Source organism: Salinimicrobium sediminilitoris (assembly GCF_020866905.1).
GTDB classification, from domain to species: domain Bacteria; phylum Bacteroidota; class Bacteroidia; order Flavobacteriales; family Flavobacteriaceae; genus Salinimicrobium; species Salinimicrobium sediminilitoris.
Genome location: NZ_JAIVCC010000002.1, coordinates 163,999 through 183,395, shown reverse-complemented (window position 1 = coordinate 183,395; position 19,397 = coordinate 163,999). Strand labels below are relative to the sequence as shown.

Annotated in this window: 20 protein-coding genes; all 20 read left to right on the top strand. The window is 36.1% G+C overall.

Going from position 1 to position 19,397, the window contains the following annotated elements:
- Positions 1-67 precede the first annotated feature (67 nt).
- The 20 genes from LA313_RS02620 to LA313_RS02525 all read left to right on the top strand — a co-directional run bounded on the left by LA313_RS02620 (position 68) and on the right by LA313_RS02525 (position 19,329).
- Complete coding sequence (locus tag LA313_RS02620) at positions 68-784, top strand: GNAT family N-acetyltransferase (RefSeq protein WP_228913057.1); 717 nt, start codon at positions 68-70, stop codon at positions 782-784.
- Positions 785-788: 4 nt separating this feature from the next.
- Positions 789-2,072 (top strand): nucleotide sugar dehydrogenase, encoded by a 1,284-nt coding sequence (locus LA313_RS02615; protein WP_228913056.1) that lies wholly within the window; start codon positions 789-791, stop codon positions 2,070-2,072.
- A gap of 120 nt (positions 2,073-2,192) precedes the next feature.
- A complete protein-coding gene (locus LA313_RS02610; protein WP_228913055.1) occupies positions 2,193-3,587 on the top strand; it encodes a nucleotide sugar dehydrogenase in 1,395 nt (464 codons plus the stop codon).
- A gap of 54 nt (positions 3,588-3,641) precedes the next feature.
- Positions 3,642-4,448, top strand: coding sequence for a 3'(2'),5'-bisphosphate nucleotidase CysQ (gene cysQ / locus LA313_RS02605; protein WP_333473543.1), 807 nt, complete (start codon positions 3,642-3,644; stop codon positions 4,446-4,448).
- Positions 4,438-4,893, top strand: coding sequence for a DUF2061 domain-containing protein (locus LA313_RS02600; protein ID WP_228913054.1), 456 nt, complete (start codon positions 4,438-4,440; stop codon positions 4,891-4,893). Before cysQ ends, LA313_RS02600 begins: the two co-directional genes overlap by 11 nt.
- Positions 4,894-5,051: 158 nt before the next feature.
- Positions 5,052-5,651: an adenylyl-sulfate kinase gene (gene cysC, locus LA313_RS02595; RefSeq protein WP_228913053.1), complete on the top strand. Its 600-nt coding sequence runs from the start codon at positions 5,052-5,054 to the stop codon at positions 5,649-5,651.
- Positions 5,644-6,549 (top strand): sulfate adenylyltransferase subunit CysD, encoded by a 906-nt coding sequence (gene cysD, locus LA313_RS02590; RefSeq protein ID WP_228913052.1) that lies wholly within the window; start codon positions 5,644-5,646, stop codon positions 6,547-6,549. The genes cysC and cysD overlap by 8 nt, the downstream gene beginning before the upstream one ends.
- 13 nt (positions 6,550-6,562) lie before the next feature.
- Positions 6,563-7,819: a sulfate adenylyltransferase subunit 1 gene (locus LA313_RS02585; RefSeq protein WP_228913051.1), complete on the top strand. Its 1,257-nt coding sequence runs from the start codon at positions 6,563-6,565 to the stop codon at positions 7,817-7,819.
- A 17-nt stretch (positions 7,820-7,836) separates the two neighbouring features.
- Positions 7,837-8,634, top strand: coding sequence for a hypothetical protein (locus tag LA313_RS02580; protein ID WP_228913050.1), 798 nt, complete (start codon positions 7,837-7,839; stop codon positions 8,632-8,634).
- Positions 8,635-8,825: 191 nt separating this feature from the next.
- Entirely contained in the window at positions 8,826-9,857 is a 1,032-nt protein-coding gene (locus LA313_RS02575; RefSeq protein WP_228913049.1) for an NAD-dependent epimerase, read from the top strand.
- Positions 9,858-10,058: 201 nt separating this feature from the next.
- On the top strand, positions 10,059-11,849 hold the full coding sequence (locus LA313_RS02570; RefSeq protein WP_228913048.1) for an ABC transporter ATP-binding protein: 1,791 nt from the start codon (positions 10,059-10,061) through the stop codon (positions 11,847-11,849).
- A gap of 11 nt (positions 11,850-11,860) precedes the next feature.
- Complete coding sequence (gene rfbA, locus LA313_RS02565; protein ID WP_228913047.1) at positions 11,861-12,727, top strand: glucose-1-phosphate thymidylyltransferase RfbA; 867 nt, start codon at positions 11,861-11,863, stop codon at positions 12,725-12,727.
- A complete protein-coding gene (locus tag LA313_RS02560) occupies positions 12,717-13,112 on the top strand; it encodes a sugar 3,4-ketoisomerase (RefSeq protein ID WP_228913046.1) in 396 nt (131 codons plus the stop codon). Before rfbA ends, LA313_RS02560 begins: the two co-directional genes overlap by 11 nt.
- 1 nt (position 13,113) lies before the next feature.
- Positions 13,114-13,530: a sugar 3,4-ketoisomerase gene (locus tag LA313_RS02555; RefSeq protein WP_255702460.1), complete on the top strand. Its 417-nt coding sequence runs from the start codon at positions 13,114-13,116 to the stop codon at positions 13,528-13,530.
- Between the two features lie 251 nt (positions 13,531-13,781).
- A complete protein-coding gene (locus LA313_RS02550) occupies positions 13,782-14,189 on the top strand; it encodes a MaoC family dehydratase (protein WP_228913045.1) in 408 nt (135 codons plus the stop codon).
- 1 nt (position 14,190) lies between these two features.
- Complete coding sequence (locus LA313_RS02545; RefSeq protein ID WP_228913044.1) at positions 14,191-15,108, top strand: hypothetical protein; 918 nt, start codon at positions 14,191-14,193, stop codon at positions 15,106-15,108.
- Positions 15,101-16,225, top strand: coding sequence for a DegT/DnrJ/EryC1/StrS family aminotransferase (locus LA313_RS02540; protein ID WP_228913043.1), 1,125 nt, complete (start codon positions 15,101-15,103; stop codon positions 16,223-16,225). The genes LA313_RS02545 and LA313_RS02540 overlap by 8 nt, the downstream gene beginning before the upstream one ends.
- Positions 16,215-16,616 carry a GtrA family protein gene (locus LA313_RS02535; protein ID WP_228913042.1) on the top strand — a complete coding sequence of 134 codons (402 nt, stop codon included), beginning with the start codon at positions 16,215-16,217 and terminating at the stop codon, positions 16,614-16,616. The genes LA313_RS02540 and LA313_RS02535 overlap by 11 nt, the downstream gene beginning before the upstream one ends.
- Positions 16,610-17,533: a glycosyltransferase gene (locus tag LA313_RS02530; protein WP_228913041.1), complete on the top strand. Its 924-nt coding sequence runs from the start codon at positions 16,610-16,612 to the stop codon at positions 17,531-17,533. Before LA313_RS02535 ends, LA313_RS02530 begins: the two co-directional genes overlap by 7 nt.
- Before the next feature lie 107 nt (positions 17,534-17,640).
- Entirely contained in the window at positions 17,641-19,329 is a 1,689-nt protein-coding gene (locus LA313_RS02525; protein ID WP_228913040.1) for a DUF6044 family protein, read from the top strand.
- Positions 19,330-19,397 lie beyond the last annotated feature (68 nt).

Here is a 19,397-nt window from a genome sequence, read left to right as displayed (position 1 = left end):
GAAATGGGCATTAGAATTAATGTTTTTTCTTTCTTCATCACCACATGGGTGCATTCATTATAGTTTTATGAGCGAGCAATTCGAAATTATTTCTTGGGATACCGATTTTTTTAATTTTAATGTGGCCAGACTAAAAGCCGATACACTTAAAGACAGGAAAGGCTTAACCTTATTAGAAGAGATTTATAACGAGGATATTAAGCTAGCTTATTATGTGAGTGAAAATCCCTTATCTGAAAGTCTTAAGGAAAATCCTTTTTATAAGTTTTATTTGGTAATGACGAGAATTCCTATCGTTAAACAGCTGAATGAAGTTAACGATTTTCATAGAAATATCAGTTTTTATTCTGACGATTATCCCGATGAGGACCTAATAAAATTAGCTCAATTAGCGGGAGCTCAGGGGAGATTTGGAAATGATCCCAATATTACTAAAGAGCAGTGTGATGAAATCTTTGAAAATTACATAATCAATTCAGTGAACAAGAAAATGGCCACAGAGGTCTTGGTGTACAGGGAAAATGAAAGGATAATTGGATTTTCCACTTTAAAGGTAGGAAATGGGATCGGATATGCTCCTCTTTTTGCGGTTGCCCGGGAATACGAGGGAAAAGGTATTTCCTTTGCATTGATGAGAGCAGCAGAGTCAGTAATGTTTTCAAAGGGAGTAACAAAGGTATTAAGCGGCACCCAAAATTTAAACAAAAAAGCATTAGCAATTTATAAACGTTACGGATTTGAACTTAAAGAGCCCGAGTACGTTTATCATTTATGGCAAAAATAATTTTATGAAAGACGAAAAAAGAATTGCACTTATTGGGTTAGGCTATGTAGGCCTTCCCTTGGCAAGATTATTTGCTACGAAATACCCGACAATTGGTTTTGATATTAACAGAAAAAGAGTAGAAGAACTCAGGAAAGGGAAGGATACAACTCTTGAAGTTGAAAATGATGAATTGCAGGAAGTACTGGTGGAATCCCCTTCTAATGAAAATGGGCTGTACTGCACTGCAGAACTTGAGGATATCAAAGACTGTAATTATTTCGTGATCACTGTACCTACACCTGTAGATAAAAATAACCGGCCTGATCTTACTCCGCTGTATAAAAGTAGTGAGTCTGTGGGAAAAGTTCTTAAAAAGGGTGATATCGTAATTTATGAATCTACAGTTTTTCCTGGAGCAACTGAGGACGAATGCGTTCCGGTGTTGGAAAGAGTGAGCGGCATGAAATTCAATGAAGATTTCTTTGTAGGCTACTCTCCGGAAAGAATTAATCCGGGAGATAAGGAGCATACGGTAGAAAAGATCTTAAAGGTGACTGCGGGCTCTACTCCTGAAATCGGGAAAAAGGTAGATGAGCTTTACTCTTCAGTAATTACTGCCGGTACCCATCTGGCACCCACGATAAAAGTGGCCGAAGCAGCAAAAGTAATTGAGAACTCTCAGCGTGACATTAACATTGCCTTTGTCAATGAACTTGCGAAAATCTTTAATATGATGGAGATCGATACCCAGGCGGTATTAGAAGCAGCCGGCACCAAGTGGAACTTTCTTCCGTTCAAACCAGGTTTGGTTGGTGGTCATTGTATTGGAGTAGATCCTTATTACCTGGCACAGAAAGCTCAGGAGATCGGTTACCACCCTGAGATCATTTTGGCAGGAAGAAGAATGAACGATTCCATGGGACAATATGTTGCCTCGGAAGTTGTGAAGCTAATGCTCCAGAATGATCAGAAGGTGAAAGGAGCAAATATTCTTGTACTGGGAATAACTTTTAAAGAAAATTGTCCGGATGTACGGAACACGAAAGTGGTAGATGTCATTAAAAATCTGAGAGAATACGGTACCAATATCACTATCTACGACCCACTCGCAGACACGGACGAAGTGCAGCATGAATATGGCCTCACCACTACAAAAGAATTGCCTAAAGAAAAATTTGAAGCAGTTGTATTGACTGTTGCCCATAAAGAATTCCTGGATCTCGACCTCGATCAGTTCAAAAACGGACAGACGGTGATCTATGATGTAAAAGGAGTGTTGGGGGGCAGGTGTGATAAAAAGCTTTAGCCTCCAACCCCTATAGGTGAGCGATGAACCATTAAAATAAAATCTGATATTTTAAAGGATCTGGATTCTAAAAAATCCAAAAAATCCGCAAAACCCTTTAAGATCAGTGAAATCAATATCATGAAAATAAAAAACATATGTTGCATTGGCGCCGGTTACGTAGGAGGGCCTACAATGGCAGTAATCGCGCAGAAATGTTCAAAAGTTAAAGTTACTGTCGTAGATATTAACGAAAAGAGGATAAAGCAATGGAATGACCCCGATGTCCAAAACATCCCTATCTATGAACCTGGACTTTCTGAAATTGTTGAAGAGACAAGAGGAAAAAATTTATTCTTTTCTACAGATGTAGACAGGGCGATAGATGAGGCCGATATGATCTTCATTTCCGTAAACACACCAACAAAGACTTATGGAATTGGTAAAGGCATGGCTGCCGATCTTAAATATATTGAGCTTTGTGCCCGTCAAATTGCGGCAGTAGCTAAGAATGACAAAATAGTAATTGAGAAATCCACGTTACCGGTAAGAACAGCAGCTGCCCTGAAAAATATTCTGGATAATGCAGGAAACGGAGTAAAGTACCAGATCCTTTCCAATCCCGAATTTCTTGCGGAGGGTACTGCAGTTGAGGATCTGAGAAATCCGGACAGGGTATTGATCGGTGGGGATGTGGAAACCGAAGAAGGTCGGGAAGCAATGGATGCCCTGGTGAATATTTATGCTTCGTGGGTGCCCAAAGAGAGGATCCTGACCACCAATGTCTGGTCTTCAGAATTATCCAAACTTACTGCAAATGCTTTTTTGGCGCAAAGAGTATCTTCCATTAATGCAATTTCAGAATTATGTGAGAAGACAGGAGCCGATGTGAATGAAGTTTCCAGGGCTGTTGGAATGGATAGCAGGGTAGGATCAAAGTTCCTGAAGGCTTCTGTAGGTTTTGGAGGATCCTGTTTTCAAAAGGATATCCTGAACCTGGTTTATATCGCCAGAACCTACAACCTTCAGGAGGTTGCTGATTACTGGGAGCAGGTCATCATCATGAATGACCATCAAAAAAGGCGCTTTGCCGCCAATATGGTCCAAACCATGTACAATACTGTTGCCGGTAAAAAAATTGCCTTACTTGGCTGGGCCTTTAAAAAGGATACCAATGACACCCGTGAATCGGCAGCGATTTATGTAGCCGATTATCTCCTCAATGAACAGGCGGAGATCGTGGTTTATGACCCAAAAGTGACAGAAGAGCAGATATATTCAGATCTTGACTATCTGGGAAGCCGTAGCGGAGATGCCAACCGTCAGGCAGTAACGGTTGTAGATTCGCCCTATGAAGCTTGTGAAGATGCACATGCCATTGCGGTACTTACAGAATGGAATGAATTCAAAGAACTGGATTGGCAAAAGCTATATGATCAGATGCTGAAGCCTGCCTTCCTGTTCGATGGTAGGAGGTTGCTGGAGCCAAAGACGAAAAAGGAAATAGGCTTCGAGTTTTATGCTATAGGAAATTAACAGAGTTCAATTTTCTCTTTTAACCCTTTAATTTGATTAAAAAATAATTGAACAATGATGAATAATCCAAACCTTCAAACCGCGATCATGGCAGCTCTTAAGGCAGGACGAGCTATTATGGATATTTATAAGGAAGAGGATTTTCAAATAGTGCAGAAAAAAGATGAATCTCCTCTCACAATAGCTGATGAACGAGCGAATGACATCATTAATAAGTATTTAGTTCCTACTGGTATTCCAATTATTAGTGAAGAGAATAAGCAAATATCTTATGAAAAAAGGAAAAACTGGACTAAATGCTGGATAGTTGATCCTCTTGATGGTACAAAAGAATTTATAAAACGGAATGGGGAATTTACGGTTAATATAGCTTTAATTGAAGAGGGTAAGCCAAAGTTAGGTGTCATATATGCCCCGGCATTGCAAATGCTATACTTTGCTGATGTTAACGACGGGAAGGCGTATCGGGTGTCTGTCAATACGACTACAGAGCAATACGAAAAATTCAAGGATGGAACTGAAGAAATTCGACCTAAGGCGGCAGGTACTTTTATAAAAGTGGTGGGGAGTCGCTCCCATATGAATCAAGATACTCTTGATTTTATTGAAGACCTGAAGAAAAAGGGAAAAGAGGTTGAAGTGGTTTCTAAAGGCAGTTCCCTTAAGTTTTGTCTTGTAGCTGAAGGTGCTGCCCAGATATATCCGCGTTTTGCACCTACCATGGAATGGGATACAGCTGCGGGGCAGGCTATTTGTGAGGCTGTAGGTTTAAAATGCCTTCTGAAAAATTCTGGAGAGTCAATAACATATAATCGGAAAAATTTGTTAAACGACCACTTCTTCGTCTCCTATGAAGGATAAATCCTATAAGCGTCACCTGGCCAAAGCCGTGACCTGGAGAATTGTTGGTACGTTAGACACCATAGTACTGGCATGGTTAATTTCCGGGGAGCCTGTGATAGGATTACAGGTAGGTGCTGCTGAAGTAATTACAAAAATGATCTTGTACTACCTTCACGAGCGTGTTTGGTTTAAGGTGAAACTCGGGATTAAGAAAAATGGTGATGATAGTAAGAAACGTCACATCGCTAAAACCTTTTCCTGGCGCGCGATTGGAACTATGGATACGATGCTACTTGCCTGGATTATTTCGGGAAACCCAATGACAGGAGTAAAAATTGGTGTTGCTGAAGTGGTTACCAAAATGGTTTTGTATTACCTGCACGAAAGAATATGGTATCGTATAGATTTCGGTCTCCCCAACCGAAGAAGCAAAGAAGCAAAAACAGTGATGTATGAAAAATGAAAAAAGAGAAAACTTAAGAAAAGTAGAGAGTGGAACTATTAAATGAAAAAATTAAATCCCAAAGCCCAACCCCGAATTTGAAAACTTCGCAAACAAAATTAACAAATCAACAAATTAACCAATTAACCATTCACGAATTAACCAGTTAACAATTCCCCATGTCTACCAATATTACCAAACATAATTACCATATCACCAGGAATGATCACAACCGACAAAATGGTCATAATTCATTTGTGATTTGGTTTACAGGACTTTCAGGTTCGGGAAAATCCACCATAGCAAATAATCTTGAAAAGGCACTATTCCACAAAGGAATAAAAACCTATTCCCTTGACGGGGATAATATACGTAGTGGTCTGAATAAAGGACTTACATTTTCTCTGGAGGATCGAAAAGAAAATAACAGAAGAATAGCTGAAGTGGCGAAATTATTCATGGATGCTGGAATCGTCACCGTTACGGCTTTTATTTCACCCTTGAAGCAGGATAGGGAGGAAGCGAGAAAAATAATCGGGGAAAGTAATTTTTTAGAAATTTATGTAAACACTCCACTCTCTATTTGTGAAGAAAGAGATGTCAAGGGGCTCTACAAGAAGGCCAGAGCCGGAGAAATTGAAAATTTTACAGGAATTAGCTCTCCCTATGAAGCTCCTGAAGAACCTGCTTTAGAGATCAGGACGCAGCAAATGTCCATAAATGAATCCATTGAAAAGATTACAGAATATTTAAAGGTAAAACTAAAAAATAATGAGTAAATATTATTTGAATTATTTGGATGAACTGGAATCAGAGGCAATTTATATTCTTCGGGAAGTTTGGGCCCAATTTGAGAATCCGGTAATTTTGTTTTCGGGAGGAAAGGATTCGATCCTGGTTACTCATTTAGCTAAAAAAGCCTTTTATCCTGCAAAGATTCCTTTTGCCCTGATGCATGTGGATACCGGGCACAACTTTCCAGAAACAATTAAATTTAGAGATGATCTTATTAATGAATTGGGAGTTAAACTAATTGTAGGATCTGTACAGGAATCAATTGATAAAGGAAGGGTAGCTGAGGAGAAAGGGAAAAATGCGACAAGAAATGCTTTACAAATCACAACCCTGTTAGATGCTATTGAAGCTAATAAAGTTGATTGCGCAATAGGCGGTGGTAGGAGAGATGAAGAAAAAGCACGGGCTAAGGAACGTTTTTTTTCTCATCGGGATGATTTTGGCCAGTGGGATCCAAAAAACCAGCGTCCGGAACTTTGGAACCTGCTAAATGGGAAGCATTTTGAAGGTGAACATTTCAGGGCTTTTCCGATAAGTAATTGGACAGAAATGGATGTCTGGAATTACATAAAAAAAGAAAATATTAGTATTCCGTCCTTATATTTTGCTCATGAACGAGAGGTTATTTGGAGAAGTAATTCCTGGATTCCGGTTTCAAAATTTTTAACAATGGAAAAAGGCGAAAAATTAGAAACGAAAAAAATTCGTTTCAGGACCCTTGGTGATATAACCATTACGGGAGGAATTGAATCTGATGCCGACACGCTTGAAAAAATAGCTATGGAAGTTTCGGCAATGCGGAAAACTGAACGCGGAGACCGATCGGATGACAAACGGAGTGAAACGGCTATGGAAGACCGAAAAAAGCAAGGATATTTTTAGATAATAAACTATTATGGAAATCAATAATAACCAATTACTTAGATTTACAACAGCAGGAAGCGTTGATGATGGGAAAAGCACCTTAATAGGACGGCTACTATACGACTCTAAATCAATATTCGAGGACCAGCTTGAGTCTGTTGGTAATACCAGCGCGAAAAAAGGTTACGATGGGATAGATCTTGCTTTGTTTACAGATGGTTTAAAAGATGAAAGAGAACAGGGGATTACTATTGATGTGGCCTATCGTTACTTCACCACCCCTAAACGTAAATTCATAATAGCCGATACACCTGGGCACATTCAGTATACCAGGAATATGGTTACGGGTGCTTCCACTGCTAATGCCGCGGTTATCCTGATAGATGCACGTCATGGAGTAATTGAGCAAACAAAGCGTCATTCTTTTATTGCGTCCTTATTAAATATTCCGCATTTGATTGTTTGTATTAACAAAATGGACCTGATAGATTTTTCTGAAGATGTTTATAACAAGATTGTGGGACAGTTCGAAGAATTCTCTTCTAAACTTTTGATGAAAGATGTTCGATTTATTCCAATTAGCGCTTTAAATGGAGATAATGTGGTTAATAGGTCGAAAAACATGGAATGGTACCAAAACGGCACATTATTAAGTACATTGGAGAATCTTCATATTAGCAGTGATATCAATAAAATTGATGCACGGTTCCCGGTCCAAACCGTACTGCGTCCGCAAAATGAGAAATTCAGGGACTATAGAGGATACGCAGGAAGAATTGCCAGCGGAATTTACAGGGTAGGGGATGAAGTTGCCGTGTTGCCTTCTGGTTTTACCTCAAAAATCAAATCAATAAACGCCGGGAAACAGGAGGTAGATGAAGCTTATGCTCCAATGTCTATTGCGATGACATTAGAAGATGATATTGATGTAAGCAGAGGAGACATGATTGTAAAAAAGAACAATCAACCTGAACAGGAACAGGAGTTTGACGTAATGCTTTGCTGGTTAAACAATGAGGCCATAAAACCCCGAACAAAATATACCATCATGCATACTACCAATGAGGAAAGGGCGATGATTAAAGAGGTGGTTTATAAAATGGATATCAATAGTTTTGAACGGGATAGTGAAAATTCAACATTAGAAATGAATGATATCGCCAGGGTGAAAATTAGAACTACCAGAAGTCTTATGCTGGATTCTTATAGGGATAATCGGATTACCGGAAGTATAATTCTAATAGATGAAAACACTAATGAAACAGTAGCAGCAGGTATGATTGTGTAATTTATAACTATATAAATATGAAGTTTATTTCTATTATGGCAGATGAACGTAGTGGATCCACTTTCGCCGGGACTTACGCTCAATATTATGGCAAAAAAGTCTTTTATATCGGTGAATTGGATAATGGTCTTATAAGAATGGTTCAAGGAAGAAATGGTACTTGCAGTTGTGGAGCAAAATATTTGGACTGCCCAGTGTGGGGACAAATCATGCTAGATGTGCAAAAAGGTGTGGATCTAAAAAAGATTATAATGAAAATTCAGGAAATTACAGGAGCTGAGGTTATTGTTGATTCTTCAAAAGATATTAGTTATCACCAAAAATTTAGAGATATTTTTGGTAATAACCATTCCACCATTCATATCAAAAGAAATCCAAAAGGAGTCATTTTGTCACGAATGAAAAGCAGAAAGAGGAGAATTAAAAAAGGAAACCATCCAAAACCTCACATTGCCAATAAGTATAATTCCATGATGATTTACGATTGTATTACGTGGTCATATCGAAATTCATGGATGGAAAATTTTAAAATAAAAGGTAATAATTTGGACTTGACATACGACCTTCTAGATGTTGAATTACCTTCGAAGCTTTTAAAATTTTATAAAGAAAATGAAATAGAAGTGGAGAAAAAAAAGAAAGATGATCATATAATAATGGGAAATAAATTTACCCGAATGGGTGATATTGAAAGTGATATTAATGTGAGTCATTCGTGGGTAAATGATTTGCAGCTATTTCAAAAGGTTATTGTTGATGTTTCTACTTTACCGGTACGTCTTTGGTATAAATATAAGTTTAGAAAAACCGCTTGATTAGGAGATAATTTTAAGTCTTTAATTTTAGGGGAATAGGCCTTCAAAAATTCTTTCCAGGGAAAAGATAATTATCCACACAGGTCCTCATAAAATAGAAACTATCTTTCTGCAGCACCACTATCCTTAATAAGCGATCTTTTAAAGGTATTTTATAATTTAATTTAAGTAAGTATTAAAATGATTCACATATGAGACAACCAAATGAAATTAAGATTCTCGTCACCGGTGCTGCCGGATTTATTGGGTTTCATCTGGTTAAACAACTAGTGAATCTTCATTACAAAGTTGTAGGTTTGGATAATCTAAATTCATACTATGATGTAAACCTTAAGTTGGACAGATTGAAGGAACTCGGAATTCCTGAAGAATCAGCAAAGTGGTATAATCGACGGATAACTAGTTCTACCAATGATAAATTTGTCTTTGTAAAATTAAATCTTGAAGATAGGGAGAAGCTTCCACTACTATGTCAGGAGGAAAAATTTGATATTGTCTGTAATCTTGCAGCCCAGGCCGGGGTTCGTTATAGCATAGAAAATCCGGAAGCTTATATTGACAGCAACCTTACAGCATTTGGAAATTTACTGGAGTGCTGCCGTCACAATAGGGTTAAGCGGCTTATTTACGCCAGTAGCTCCAGTGTATATGGACAAAATGAGAAAATTCCTTTTTCAACAGAGGACAGAGTGGATAAACCGGTAAGCCTTTATGCAGCTACAAAAAAGAGCAATGAATTGATGGCTTATACCTATAGCCATTTGTATAATTTGGAGACCATAGGTCTTCGTTTCTTTACGGTCTATGGCCCATGGGGAAGACCCGACATGGCAATGTTTCTTTTTACGGATGCAATAAGTAAAGGAAAACCAATCAAAGTCTTCAACAACGGAGACCTGGAAAGAGATTTTACTTTTGTTGACGATATTGTTGAAGGTATGGTCAGGATTATTGAAAAAGAAATAATAAATAAGAACGAAAATTATTCCCTTTACAATATCGGCAACAGTAAACCTGTCAAACTGCTTGATTTTATTAATGAAATTGAGAAACAGCTGGGGAAAATTGCAGAAAAGGAAATGTTACCTATGCAACCTGGGGATGTAGAACGTACCTGGGCAGATGTTACCTCTCTTCAGGAAGATTTCGGTTATAACCCGGAAACTTCTATTTCAGAAGGGGTGAAAGCATTTGTGAACTGGTTTAAATCCTATTATAATTAGAAGGAACTTATCAACCCAGTAAGGATTCAAATTTTGGACTAATTTTTTTCATTTCTTTAAGATAAAGCTACCTATTGTAGTGACTCAGAAACTCTATCTTTGCAGCAATTAATAATTTTGATCTAATCTCAATTTATAAGGCAGTATAATGAAGTTTATATTTATTTTTTTGATTAAAAGTTTTATTTAAATAAAAGATAATTGATAAAAAAATTCGTTAAAAAATATTTCGAAAGCTTTGCTTTTTTCTATTCTTTTCTCGGTTACAGGATTTTTATAATTGTAGGATTTAACCTTTTAATTGGGATTTTGGATGGCTTTGGTTTGACCATGTTTTTACCTTTGTTACAAATGGTAGATGGCTCTTCCAATGTAGATTCCGACAGTATGGGGAAGTTAAGTTTTCTCGTCGATTTTCTTCAAAATTCGGGAATACCCTTAAACCTTTTTAGTGTTTTGGTTTTTATGGCCTTTTTCTTTTTTGCAAAAGGAATTACACAGTATCTGGCCGGCATTTATAAGGTTAGTGTGCAACAATGGTTCATGAAAAGGTTAAGAGTGAGTAATATAAGGGGACTCAATAACCTTTCTTATAAATATTTTGTTACTTCAGATGTAGGACGTATACAAAATACACTGACAGGGGAGATAGGCCGAATTTCCATAGCCTTTACTAATTATTTCAAAGCTCTGGAATATGGTATTCTGGTTATGATTTATATGGCATTTGCGTTTAGCGTTGATGCCCAATTTGCTGTTTTAGTGACTATTGGTGGGGTTCTCACTAATTTTTTATATAAGAGTTTATATAAGAATACCAAAGGAATATCCCGAACCCTTACAGGAGAAACCAATGTCTTTCAGGGATTAATTATTCAAAATGTTGCCAACTACAAATATTTAAAAGCTACAGGCTCTTTAAAAAGGTATGCTGAGAAATTAGAGGAATCCGTAAAGGGCATTGAAAAAAGCAATAAAAAGATTGGTAAACTTGAGGCTTTGTTAACAGCAGGAAGAGAGCCAATTTTAATAAGTGTTGTAGTAGCTGTCATCTTTATTCAGACGACCTATCTGGGATCACAATTGGGTCCAATTTTAATTAGTCTTGTTTTCTTTTACAGAGCCTTGAATTATCTAATGCAGATGCAGGTAAGATGGAACAAATTTCTTTCAGTCTCCGGTTCTTTGGAAAATATTGTTGATTTTGGAAAGGAATTAAGGGCTAACAAAGAAACAAAAGGTAAAGAGGAGCTAAAAGGACCCGTGGAAAGGTTTCAGTTAAGAGATGTTTCATTTTATTATGATGAAACCATTGTGATAAATAAGATCTCTCTCGAAATTAATAGTAAAGAAACCGTGGCTTTTGTGGGGGAAAGTGGTAGCGGAAAAACCACGTTAGTAAACATCATAGCCGGTCTTCTGCCAATAGACAGAGGAGAGTTTTTAATAAATGGTTTGAATAGCAGACAAATGGATGTTAGGAGCTTACAGAAGCGTACCGGATATATTACCCAGGATCCTGTAATATTTAACGACACAGTATTTAATAACGTTAGTTTCTGGGACGAAAAAACGGAAACCAACCTGAGGAGGTTCTGGAAGGCGGTACAGCAGGCTGCCATTCTCGATTTTATTGAGGAGCTTCCGGACAGAGAAGATGAAATTCTTGGCAATAACGGTACAAATTTAAGCGGTGGTCAAAGACAGCGAATTTCCATAGCAAGGGAACTTTATAAAGATGTGGAAATCCTCATCCTCGATGAAGCCACTTCGGCTTTGGATTCGGAAACAGAGCGTGCCATCCAGCAAAATATAGATGAGCTTAAAGGGAAATATACCATATTGATTGTAGCTCACCGAATTTCGACAGTGAAGAATGCAGATAGGATTGTAGTTATGAGTAAAGGAAAAATTACAAATATTGGAGCTTTCAAGTCACTTATTGAGTCATCCCCTTATTTTAAGAAATTGGTGGAGCTCCAGGAAGTATAAATTATCATAATATGAAAGGAATTATATTAGCGGGCGGTGCAGGTTCAAGATTGTACCCCATTACAATATCTGTTAGTAAGCAACTTTTACCGGTATATGATAAGCCAATGATCTATTATCCGCTATCTGTATTAATGCTTGCAGGGATCAGGGAGATCCTGTTTATAACCACTCCTCATGATCAGGCAGCTTTCCAAAAACTTTTAGGGGATGGTTCCCATGTGGGTTGTAATTTTCAATATACCATTCAGGAGGAACCGAATGGTCTTGCTGAGGCCTTTACTATAGGGGAAGAGTTTATCGGGAATGATAAGGTGGCCCTGGTATTGGGAGATAATATTTTCTATGGAAATGGATTTGGTAGTTTGTTGCGTAGTAAGGTTGATGTGGACGGCGCATCTGTGTTTGCTTATCCAGTCCGCGATCCGGAAAGGTATGGAGTTGTTGAGTTCGATGAAGATCAAAAAGTAAAAAGTATCGAGGAAAAACCAAAAATACCAAAATCTAAATATGCCATACCGGGTTTATATTTTTACGATAACAAGGTTGTGGAATATGCCAAACAGGTAGAACCATCGGCAAGGGGAGAGAAAGAGATATCTACAATAAATCAAATGTACCTGGAGGCGGGAAATTTGGAAGTGGGAGTAATGACCCGGGGGATGAGCTGGTTTGATACCGGGACAGTGGAATCTCTTGATGATGCAACAGAGTTCATACGTGTTCTTCAAAATAGACAAAGTACTATGATAGGATGTATAGAGGAGGTGGCGCTAGTTCATAAATTTATAACGAAAGTAGATTTTGAAAAAGCAATAGACAGGTATGGCAAAAGTAAATATGGTGAGTATTTAAAAAATTTGCAAAATGAAAGCTGAAATAATTGACTTACCAAAATATGAAGATCCTCGAGGAAATTTATCCTTTTTAGAAGAAAATAACCATATCCCTTTTAAAATTGAAAGAAGTTTCTGGATATATGATGTTCCGGGGGGAATGACACGTGGAGGCCATGCATTTAAAGAACAACAAGAATTTATTATAGCCTTATCCGGAAGTCTGGAAGTTAGGGTTGATGATGGGAAGCATAGTGACATTTTCACACTTAATAGATCTTATTATGGACTATATGTGCCAAAGGGTTATTGGAGACAAATGCAAAATTTTAGCACAAATTCGTTAGTTATGGTTTTAAGCTCTACTGTTTTTTCTGAAGAGGATTATATCCGTGATTATGATGACTTTTTAAAATTTAAAAATTAGTATGAAAACTTCTGTTTACGATTGCTCTGTTGTAGAATTGCCCAAGCACAGCAATAGATCTGGAAATATCACAGCTATACATAATCACATCAATATTCCGTTTGCCATTAAAAGAGTATTTTACATTTATGATATTCCTGGAGGAGAAAACAGGGGAGCCCATGCACATATAGAATGTCATCAGTTTCTTATAGCCGCAGGGGGAAGTTTTGAGGTCGAATTGGATGATGGAATTAATAAACGAACGATAAATTTGAATAGACCTTATTTTGGACTTCACATACCACCTGGAATATGGGCGGCTGAAAAATCTTTTTCCTCCGGAGCCGTTTGTCTGGTTTTTGCCTCTCACGTCTATGAAGAGGAGGATTATATTAGAAATTATGTGGAATTTCAGGAACTAAAATTAAAAGAATGATAGAGTGACTGTAAATGTTATGATTCCCAGATCTAAAGAATATCCGGAAGCTTCTGAGATTTGAATAGACAATGAATTGAAATATAGGATGGTGATTTTAATCACCCATACTTGGATCTCTTCATATTCCACTCCGAATTTGGACATTAGAGAAAGGTTTTTCATAGAGGGTAGTATTTTTGATTTTTGCATCACAAAAATTTTATGAAGAAGATTATATAGGGTTATAACTAATATTTAAATTACATTGAATGAAATATTTTGTTGGACAAAAGGAGTCCGTCACTAAACAAATAACAGAAGCGGATGTAAAGACTTTCGCTTCTATCTCAGGAGATATGAACCCTGTACATTTAAGTTCAGAATTCGCGCAGAAAACTATATTTCGCAAACCTATTGTTCACGGAATGCTTTGTGCGAGTTTGATAAGTAGTGTTTTGGCGAATAAGCTTCCTGGTAATGGAACAATTTATTTAGGTCAAGATTTGCGTTTTCTCGCTCCTGTTTTCCACGGAGATGTTCTTACTGCTGTGGTAGAAATAGCTGAAATTCTTCCTGAGAAAAAACACCTCATTTTTGAAACTTATGTCGTTAATTCAAAGGGTGTTAAAGTAATAAAAGGAACAGCAAGAGTTAAACCTTCTAATTTCGAGACGTAAGATGATAAATAGAAATAGAATTGATGTGCTTTACCGTTACAGTCCCTTTTCTGTCGATAGAAATATTGATAAAAAAAAGATTATTGCGTCATGGACTAACATGTTAACAGAAAGAAAAAAATACATTTTTAGTTACAATTCTGAGAATGTCGAATTCTACTTTGATATAAATAAATGGGAATCCGATTACTTCGGTTTATCTTCTGTTGTTTTGTATTTTATTAACTACGGAAAGGCAGACAGAAATATTTTACAAGAGGCTTTTGTTGCATTCAAACAAAATCTCAAATCAAAGCTACCTCATGGTTATATTATAACCACAGAGATACCTTCTGAAGACAATTTCATTCTTCAATTTTTAAATTCCATTAAGTTTCGTACTGTAGAAACTCGACTACATTACTTAAAAAGTGATTTGGAAAATTTAAATTTATCACGTTTTTCTATTCGGGAAGCAACTAAAGGTGATATTCGAAATTTAAAGAAGATAGCTATGTCAATGAGAAATGACTTTGATCGATTTCATTCTGACTGGTCTTTTGACAATGAAATAGCTGATAATTATTTATCCACATATATAGAGAATTCAATAAACGGTTATGCTGATCTTGTTATTGTTCCTGACGACCCTGAAGTACCTTCAGATTCTTTTTTAACGGCCAATTTCTTAGAAGATCATTGGCCGGAATTAAATTATTCTATTTCCAAAATGACTTTATCTGCTGTGTCCTCTACTACTAATAAAGGATGGTATAAAAAATTGATATCGGAAATGACTTATCTACTAAAAGAACGTGGAGCTAAGTCAATTTTTATGAATACGCAATCTACTAATATTGCAGTGCTAGTGACATGGGAAAAGCTGGGCTATAGGATTGGAAGAGTCTCACATATATTAACTTGGAATACAAATGATTAAATTTTTAGATCTTCAAAAAATGAATGCCTCTTATGCACCTCAATTAAAAGAGGTGGCTTCTAAAGTTATAGATTCCGGCTGGTATCTACAGGGAGAAAATCTTAAAGCTTTTGAATTTAACCTTTCTAAATTTACTGGCAGTGATTACTCTGTGGGTGTAGGAAATGGTTTAGACGCACTTCGTTTAATTTTTAAAGCTTATTTGGAAATGGGATTTATGGCGGAAGGTGATGAGGTCATTGTTCCTGCCAACACATATATTGCATCCATTTTAGCAATTACAGATAATAGGTTAAAGCCTATATTTGTGGAACCTAATTTAGATTCTTATAATCTCGACATTTCAAAAATTGAAGAAAAAATCTCTTCCAGAACAAAAGCTATTATGGTTGTTCATTTATATGGACAGGTATGTTGGAGTGAAGATTTGGAAAATATTTCTGAAAAATACGGTTTAAAAATAGTAGAGGATAATGCTCAGGCTATAGGTGCAGAATTTAGATATAGTAACGGGAACATAAAAAAAACTGGTACGTTGGGCGATGCTGCAGGTTTTAGTTTTTATCCTGGTAAAAATCTTGGAGCTTTAGGTGATGCTGGTGCGGTAACTACCGGTGATAAAGAGTTGAGTGAAATTATTCGTGCTATAGGCAATTATGGTAGTAAAGAAAAATATATAAATGAATATCAGGGTTTAAATAGCAGAATGGATGAAATTCAGGCTGCATTTTTAAATGTAAAACTTAAATTTATTCAAAGTGATAATCAAAAGCGACGGGAAATAGCTGAAGATTATTTAAAAAATATCAACAATACGTCCATTACTCTTCCATTTATTGAGGGTGACATATCCAATAATCAATCCCACACTTGGCATTTATTTGTCATTCGTACATCTAATAGAGAAAAATTAGGAGAATTCTTGCACCAAAACGGTATTCAATCATTGGTTCATTATCCTATACCACCCCACAAACAAAAGGCATATAAACAATTTAACCATCTCGACTTACCCATAACTGAAAAGATTCATAGAGAAGTTTTAAGTCTACCTATAAGTCCGGTTTTAACAAACAGTGAAACATCAGAAATTATAAATGTTATTAATGACTTCTGAACCAATTCGTAAAATTATAAAATATTTTGCTGGTTTTGCTGGAGTAGGTGGCATTGTTACTTTAATATCTTTAATTGGAATCTATATTTTTATTGAGTTATTTCAATTTCCACTTCTTATAACATACATTGGTATTTACTCTGCGACTATTTTGCTTTCATACTTGTTAAATTCTCTGCTGGTATTTAAATCATCATTAAATACAAAAAAAGGAATAAAATATATTGGTATATACTTGTCAGGAATGATTTTAGGCGTGGCCGTTCTTTGGATTTTCGAAAAAATTTTACCTTTTGATGATTATATTCTGGCGTATGCTGTAATTCCTATTACCATGATTTGGAATTTTGTTTTGTCTTATCTGTTATTTAAACCCTCTTCAGTATGTTAAGTCTTATTTTATTATCATATCATAGTAATGAGCGCTTGCAAAATGTATATCACAGCGTCTCAAATATTCTATCCAAAGAAGATATCAAGTTCGAATTAATCATTATTGACGATGGTTCTACAGATAATTCCTTTCAAATTGCAAAACAACTGGAATTGGAAAATAAAAATGTCAAGGCTTTCCAATTAAGTAAAAATTATTCATCCCATTATGCCATTTTTGCTGGTTTAGAGGTTAGTCAAGGTGATTGTGCTATGCCTATACCAGATGATGAGCAGCAACCATACGCCAGCATTGTAGATATGTATCGTCTTTGGGAAAACGGATCTAAAGTTATAATACCATATAGAGAGAAAAGAAATGATGGTGTTATAAACGATTTATTATCAAATACCTATTACAAAATAATCAACTTATTGTCAGATGTCAATTTTCCTAAGGGAGGAGCTGATTCTTTTTTTATTGACCGGGAACTAATAGATTTAATTAATCAGAGGATTCATCCAATTAATACTTCAAGTATAATTGAAGTTCTCCGGTTAGGATTTTCACCAGAATTTTATCCTTACGAGAGGGTTAAAGGTGTAAATACCAAAAGCCGATGGACTCTGAGAAAAAAAGTGCGATTGTTTAAGGATACCTTCTTTTCCTCTTCCACCTGGCCGGTAAAGGTGATTACTAATTTAGGACTGTTTTTCTCTTTGGTCGCCTTCCTGATTATTTTATCTTATACATACATTCGCTATTTTGGCAATCCTTTATTTTGGGGCGAACTTTTACCAGGCTGGACCAGTACAATAGTCATTGTTTCCTTTTTTAGTGGACTAATATTATTTTCTTTAGGAATAATAGCTGAATATATTTGGCGTATCTATGAAGAAGTAAAAGATCGACCCGGTTATATAATTAAAAAATAGAATAACTTAGTTCTTTTCGGGTTCTTAAATATTTTTTTCAAAATTATATCCCCTATTCAAAGCATTTAGCTATTACTGCGAAACTACCTCAATTAAAAATCTTCCCAATGGGTACTGTAAATTCAAAAGCCCTTACCTTCTTTCTTATAGGTTTTTCAATCGTTTTTTTAAATTTTTTGCCCTTAATTTATTTAGGGAAGGATAGCTATGTAATGGTCCACGATAATCTTGATGGCGCAATACCAGCCTATAAATTTATTGCAGAAAGTGGTATGCTTTTTTCGTCAAATGTGTCTTCTGTGAAAGGAGCAATGGGAGTATTGCCACGATTAGCACATCCCTCAGAAATGGATTTTATAACCTTGTTATATTATTGGTTAAACCCTTGGTGGGCCTATTTCACAAACCTGTTATTGATTCGGGTTATTGCTTATGTTTCCATGTTTCTGTTACTCTTTAATTTCACTAAAGAAAAAACCACAAAATCAATATTCTTGATTACCTCCTTTTCCCTTTTATTTTCATTGTTACCATTCTGGCCTTCCGGCGGACTTTCCGTGGCAGGTCAACCCTTAATCTTATACTTGTTTCTATTACTTTTTAGGAAAAATAAACACTGGTGGATTTTTGCTCTAATATTTATTTATACTTTTTACAGTAGCCTTGTATTATCCGGGCTCTTTCTCGGCTTTGGCTTGTTTTGCTGGTTGGTGTGGGATATGCTTAAGAATCGAAAGATAAATTTCCATTTTCTCATTGGGTTTGCAATACTGGTTTTAGGCTATGTATTTTCAGATTATCGGCTATTTCTATCCGTTATAGATCCCGGGGATTACGGTTTTATAAGTCACAGGGAGGAAATGGTTCCGGTATTCCATACAGAATTATTAGGAAAGATTCGTAGTTTCTTTTTGAACGGTCATTACCATGCCGCTAAGTTACCCCTTGTTTTTGGAGCCTTGATCCTTGTTTTATCCCCGCTGGTCTTATTAATGAAGAAATATAGAGATAATTTACTTGTTATATTTTTAGTAGCTACATATTTGTGTGTTTTTTTTGCTTCCGTTTCTAAATGGGAAGGAATCTCATTTCTATATGATCAAATGCCGTTCTTAAAAGCTTTTCAGATCACCAGGTTCTTTTCCTTAATCCCGGTTTTAATTTTTGTGACTGTTTACCTGCTTTATAATAAACTTTTATTAAAAAGTAAAGTCCTCATAGGAGTGGGTACTTTTATACTTCTCTTCGCGTTTGTTGACATAGTGAGGATGGATATGAATATTAGGAATTTAGCTAAAGAAAGTATAGGTCTTGAAGTAAAGGATCCCACCTTTGAAGAATTTTATTCAGATGCTCTATTTAAAGGAATAAAGGAAAAAATAAATTTTGACGATGCAAAGGTGCTAACTTTCGGAATCCATCCTGCAGTGGCACAGTATAATAAAATAACAACTCTGGATGGTTATTCGTCTAACTACCCTTTATACAAGAAACGCCAGTTTTTAAGCTTTTTAGGCGAGGATTGGGTTAATGAAAATCCTGAGAATTATAATTATATTCAGGATTGGGGAAGTAGATTATATATCCTTCAGGATAAATTTCAAGATCAGGTCCGATATAAATGGGAGGCTGAAGCTAGCCAGGAAACTAAACTGCAGCTAAATTGGGGACTTATTAAAACTTCAGGAGTTCAATACCTGCTTTCTACTAATCCCATTTTAGATGAAGAAGTTTCTTTAGTTGAAATTTTCGACGATTCAAAGTCAGCCTGGAAAATATTTTTATATCGCTTGTGAAAAAAAGTAATTTTTATAGTTTTAATTGTTCCGATAATCAGGTTCAGCAATTTTAAATTTTTCAATAA

Excerpts from the sequence above, each read along its gene's own strand:
- cysC (WP_228913053.1), top strand. The coding sequence starts at position 5,052 with ATGTCTACCAATATTACCAAACATAATTACCATATCACCAGGAATGAT.
- cysD (WP_228913052.1), top strand. The coding sequence starts at position 5,644 with ATGAGTAAATATTATTTGAATTATTTGGATGAACTGGAATCAGAGGCA.
- LA313_RS02525 (WP_228913040.1), top strand. The coding sequence starts at position 17,641 with ATGGGTACTGTAAATTCAAAAGCCCTTACCTTCTTTCTTATAGGTTTT.
- LA313_RS02615 (WP_228913056.1), top strand. The coding sequence starts at position 789 with ATGAAAGACGAAAAAAGAATTGCACTTATTGGGTTAGGCTATGTAGGC.
- LA313_RS02555 (WP_255702460.1), top strand. The coding sequence starts at position 13,114 with ATGAAAACTTCTGTTTACGATTGCTCTGTTGTAGAATTGCCCAAGCAC.
- LA313_RS02600 (WP_228913054.1), top strand. The coding sequence starts at position 4,438 with ATGAAGGATAAATCCTATAAGCGTCACCTGGCCAAAGCCGTGACCTGG.
- LA313_RS02535 (WP_228913042.1), top strand. The coding sequence starts at position 16,215 with ATGACTTCTGAACCAATTCGTAAAATTATAAAATATTTTGCTGGTTTT.
- LA313_RS02575 (WP_228913049.1), top strand. The coding sequence starts at position 8,826 with ATGAGACAACCAAATGAAATTAAGATTCTCGTCACCGGTGCTGCCGGA.
- LA313_RS02620 (WP_228913057.1), top strand. The coding sequence starts at position 68 with ATGAGCGAGCAATTCGAAATTATTTCTTGGGATACCGATTTTTTTAAT.
- LA313_RS02550 (WP_228913045.1), top strand. The coding sequence starts at position 13,782 with ATGAAATATTTTGTTGGACAAAAGGAGTCCGTCACTAAACAAATAACA.
- LA313_RS02540 (WP_228913043.1), top strand. The coding sequence starts at position 15,101 with ATGATTAAATTTTTAGATCTTCAAAAAATGAATGCCTCTTATGCACCT.
- rfbA (WP_228913047.1), top strand. The coding sequence starts at position 11,861 with ATGAAAGGAATTATATTAGCGGGCGGTGCAGGTTCAAGATTGTACCCC.
- LA313_RS02610 (WP_228913055.1), top strand. The coding sequence starts at position 2,193 with ATGAAAATAAAAAACATATGTTGCATTGGCGCCGGTTACGTAGGAGGG.
- LA313_RS02580 (WP_228913050.1), top strand. The coding sequence starts at position 7,837 with ATGAAGTTTATTTCTATTATGGCAGATGAACGTAGTGGATCCACTTTC.
- LA313_RS02560 (WP_228913046.1), top strand. The coding sequence starts at position 12,717 with ATGAAAGCTGAAATAATTGACTTACCAAAATATGAAGATCCTCGAGGA.
- LA313_RS02585 (WP_228913051.1), top strand. The coding sequence starts at position 6,563 with ATGGAAATCAATAATAACCAATTACTTAGATTTACAACAGCAGGAAGC.
- LA313_RS02530 (WP_228913041.1), top strand. The coding sequence starts at position 16,610 with ATGTTAAGTCTTATTTTATTATCATATCATAGTAATGAGCGCTTGCAA.
- cysQ (WP_333473543.1), top strand. The coding sequence starts at position 3,642 with ATGATGAATAATCCAAACCTTCAAACCGCGATCATGGCAGCTCTTAAG.
- LA313_RS02545 (WP_228913044.1), top strand. The coding sequence starts at position 14,191 with ATGATAAATAGAAATAGAATTGATGTGCTTTACCGTTACAGTCCCTTT.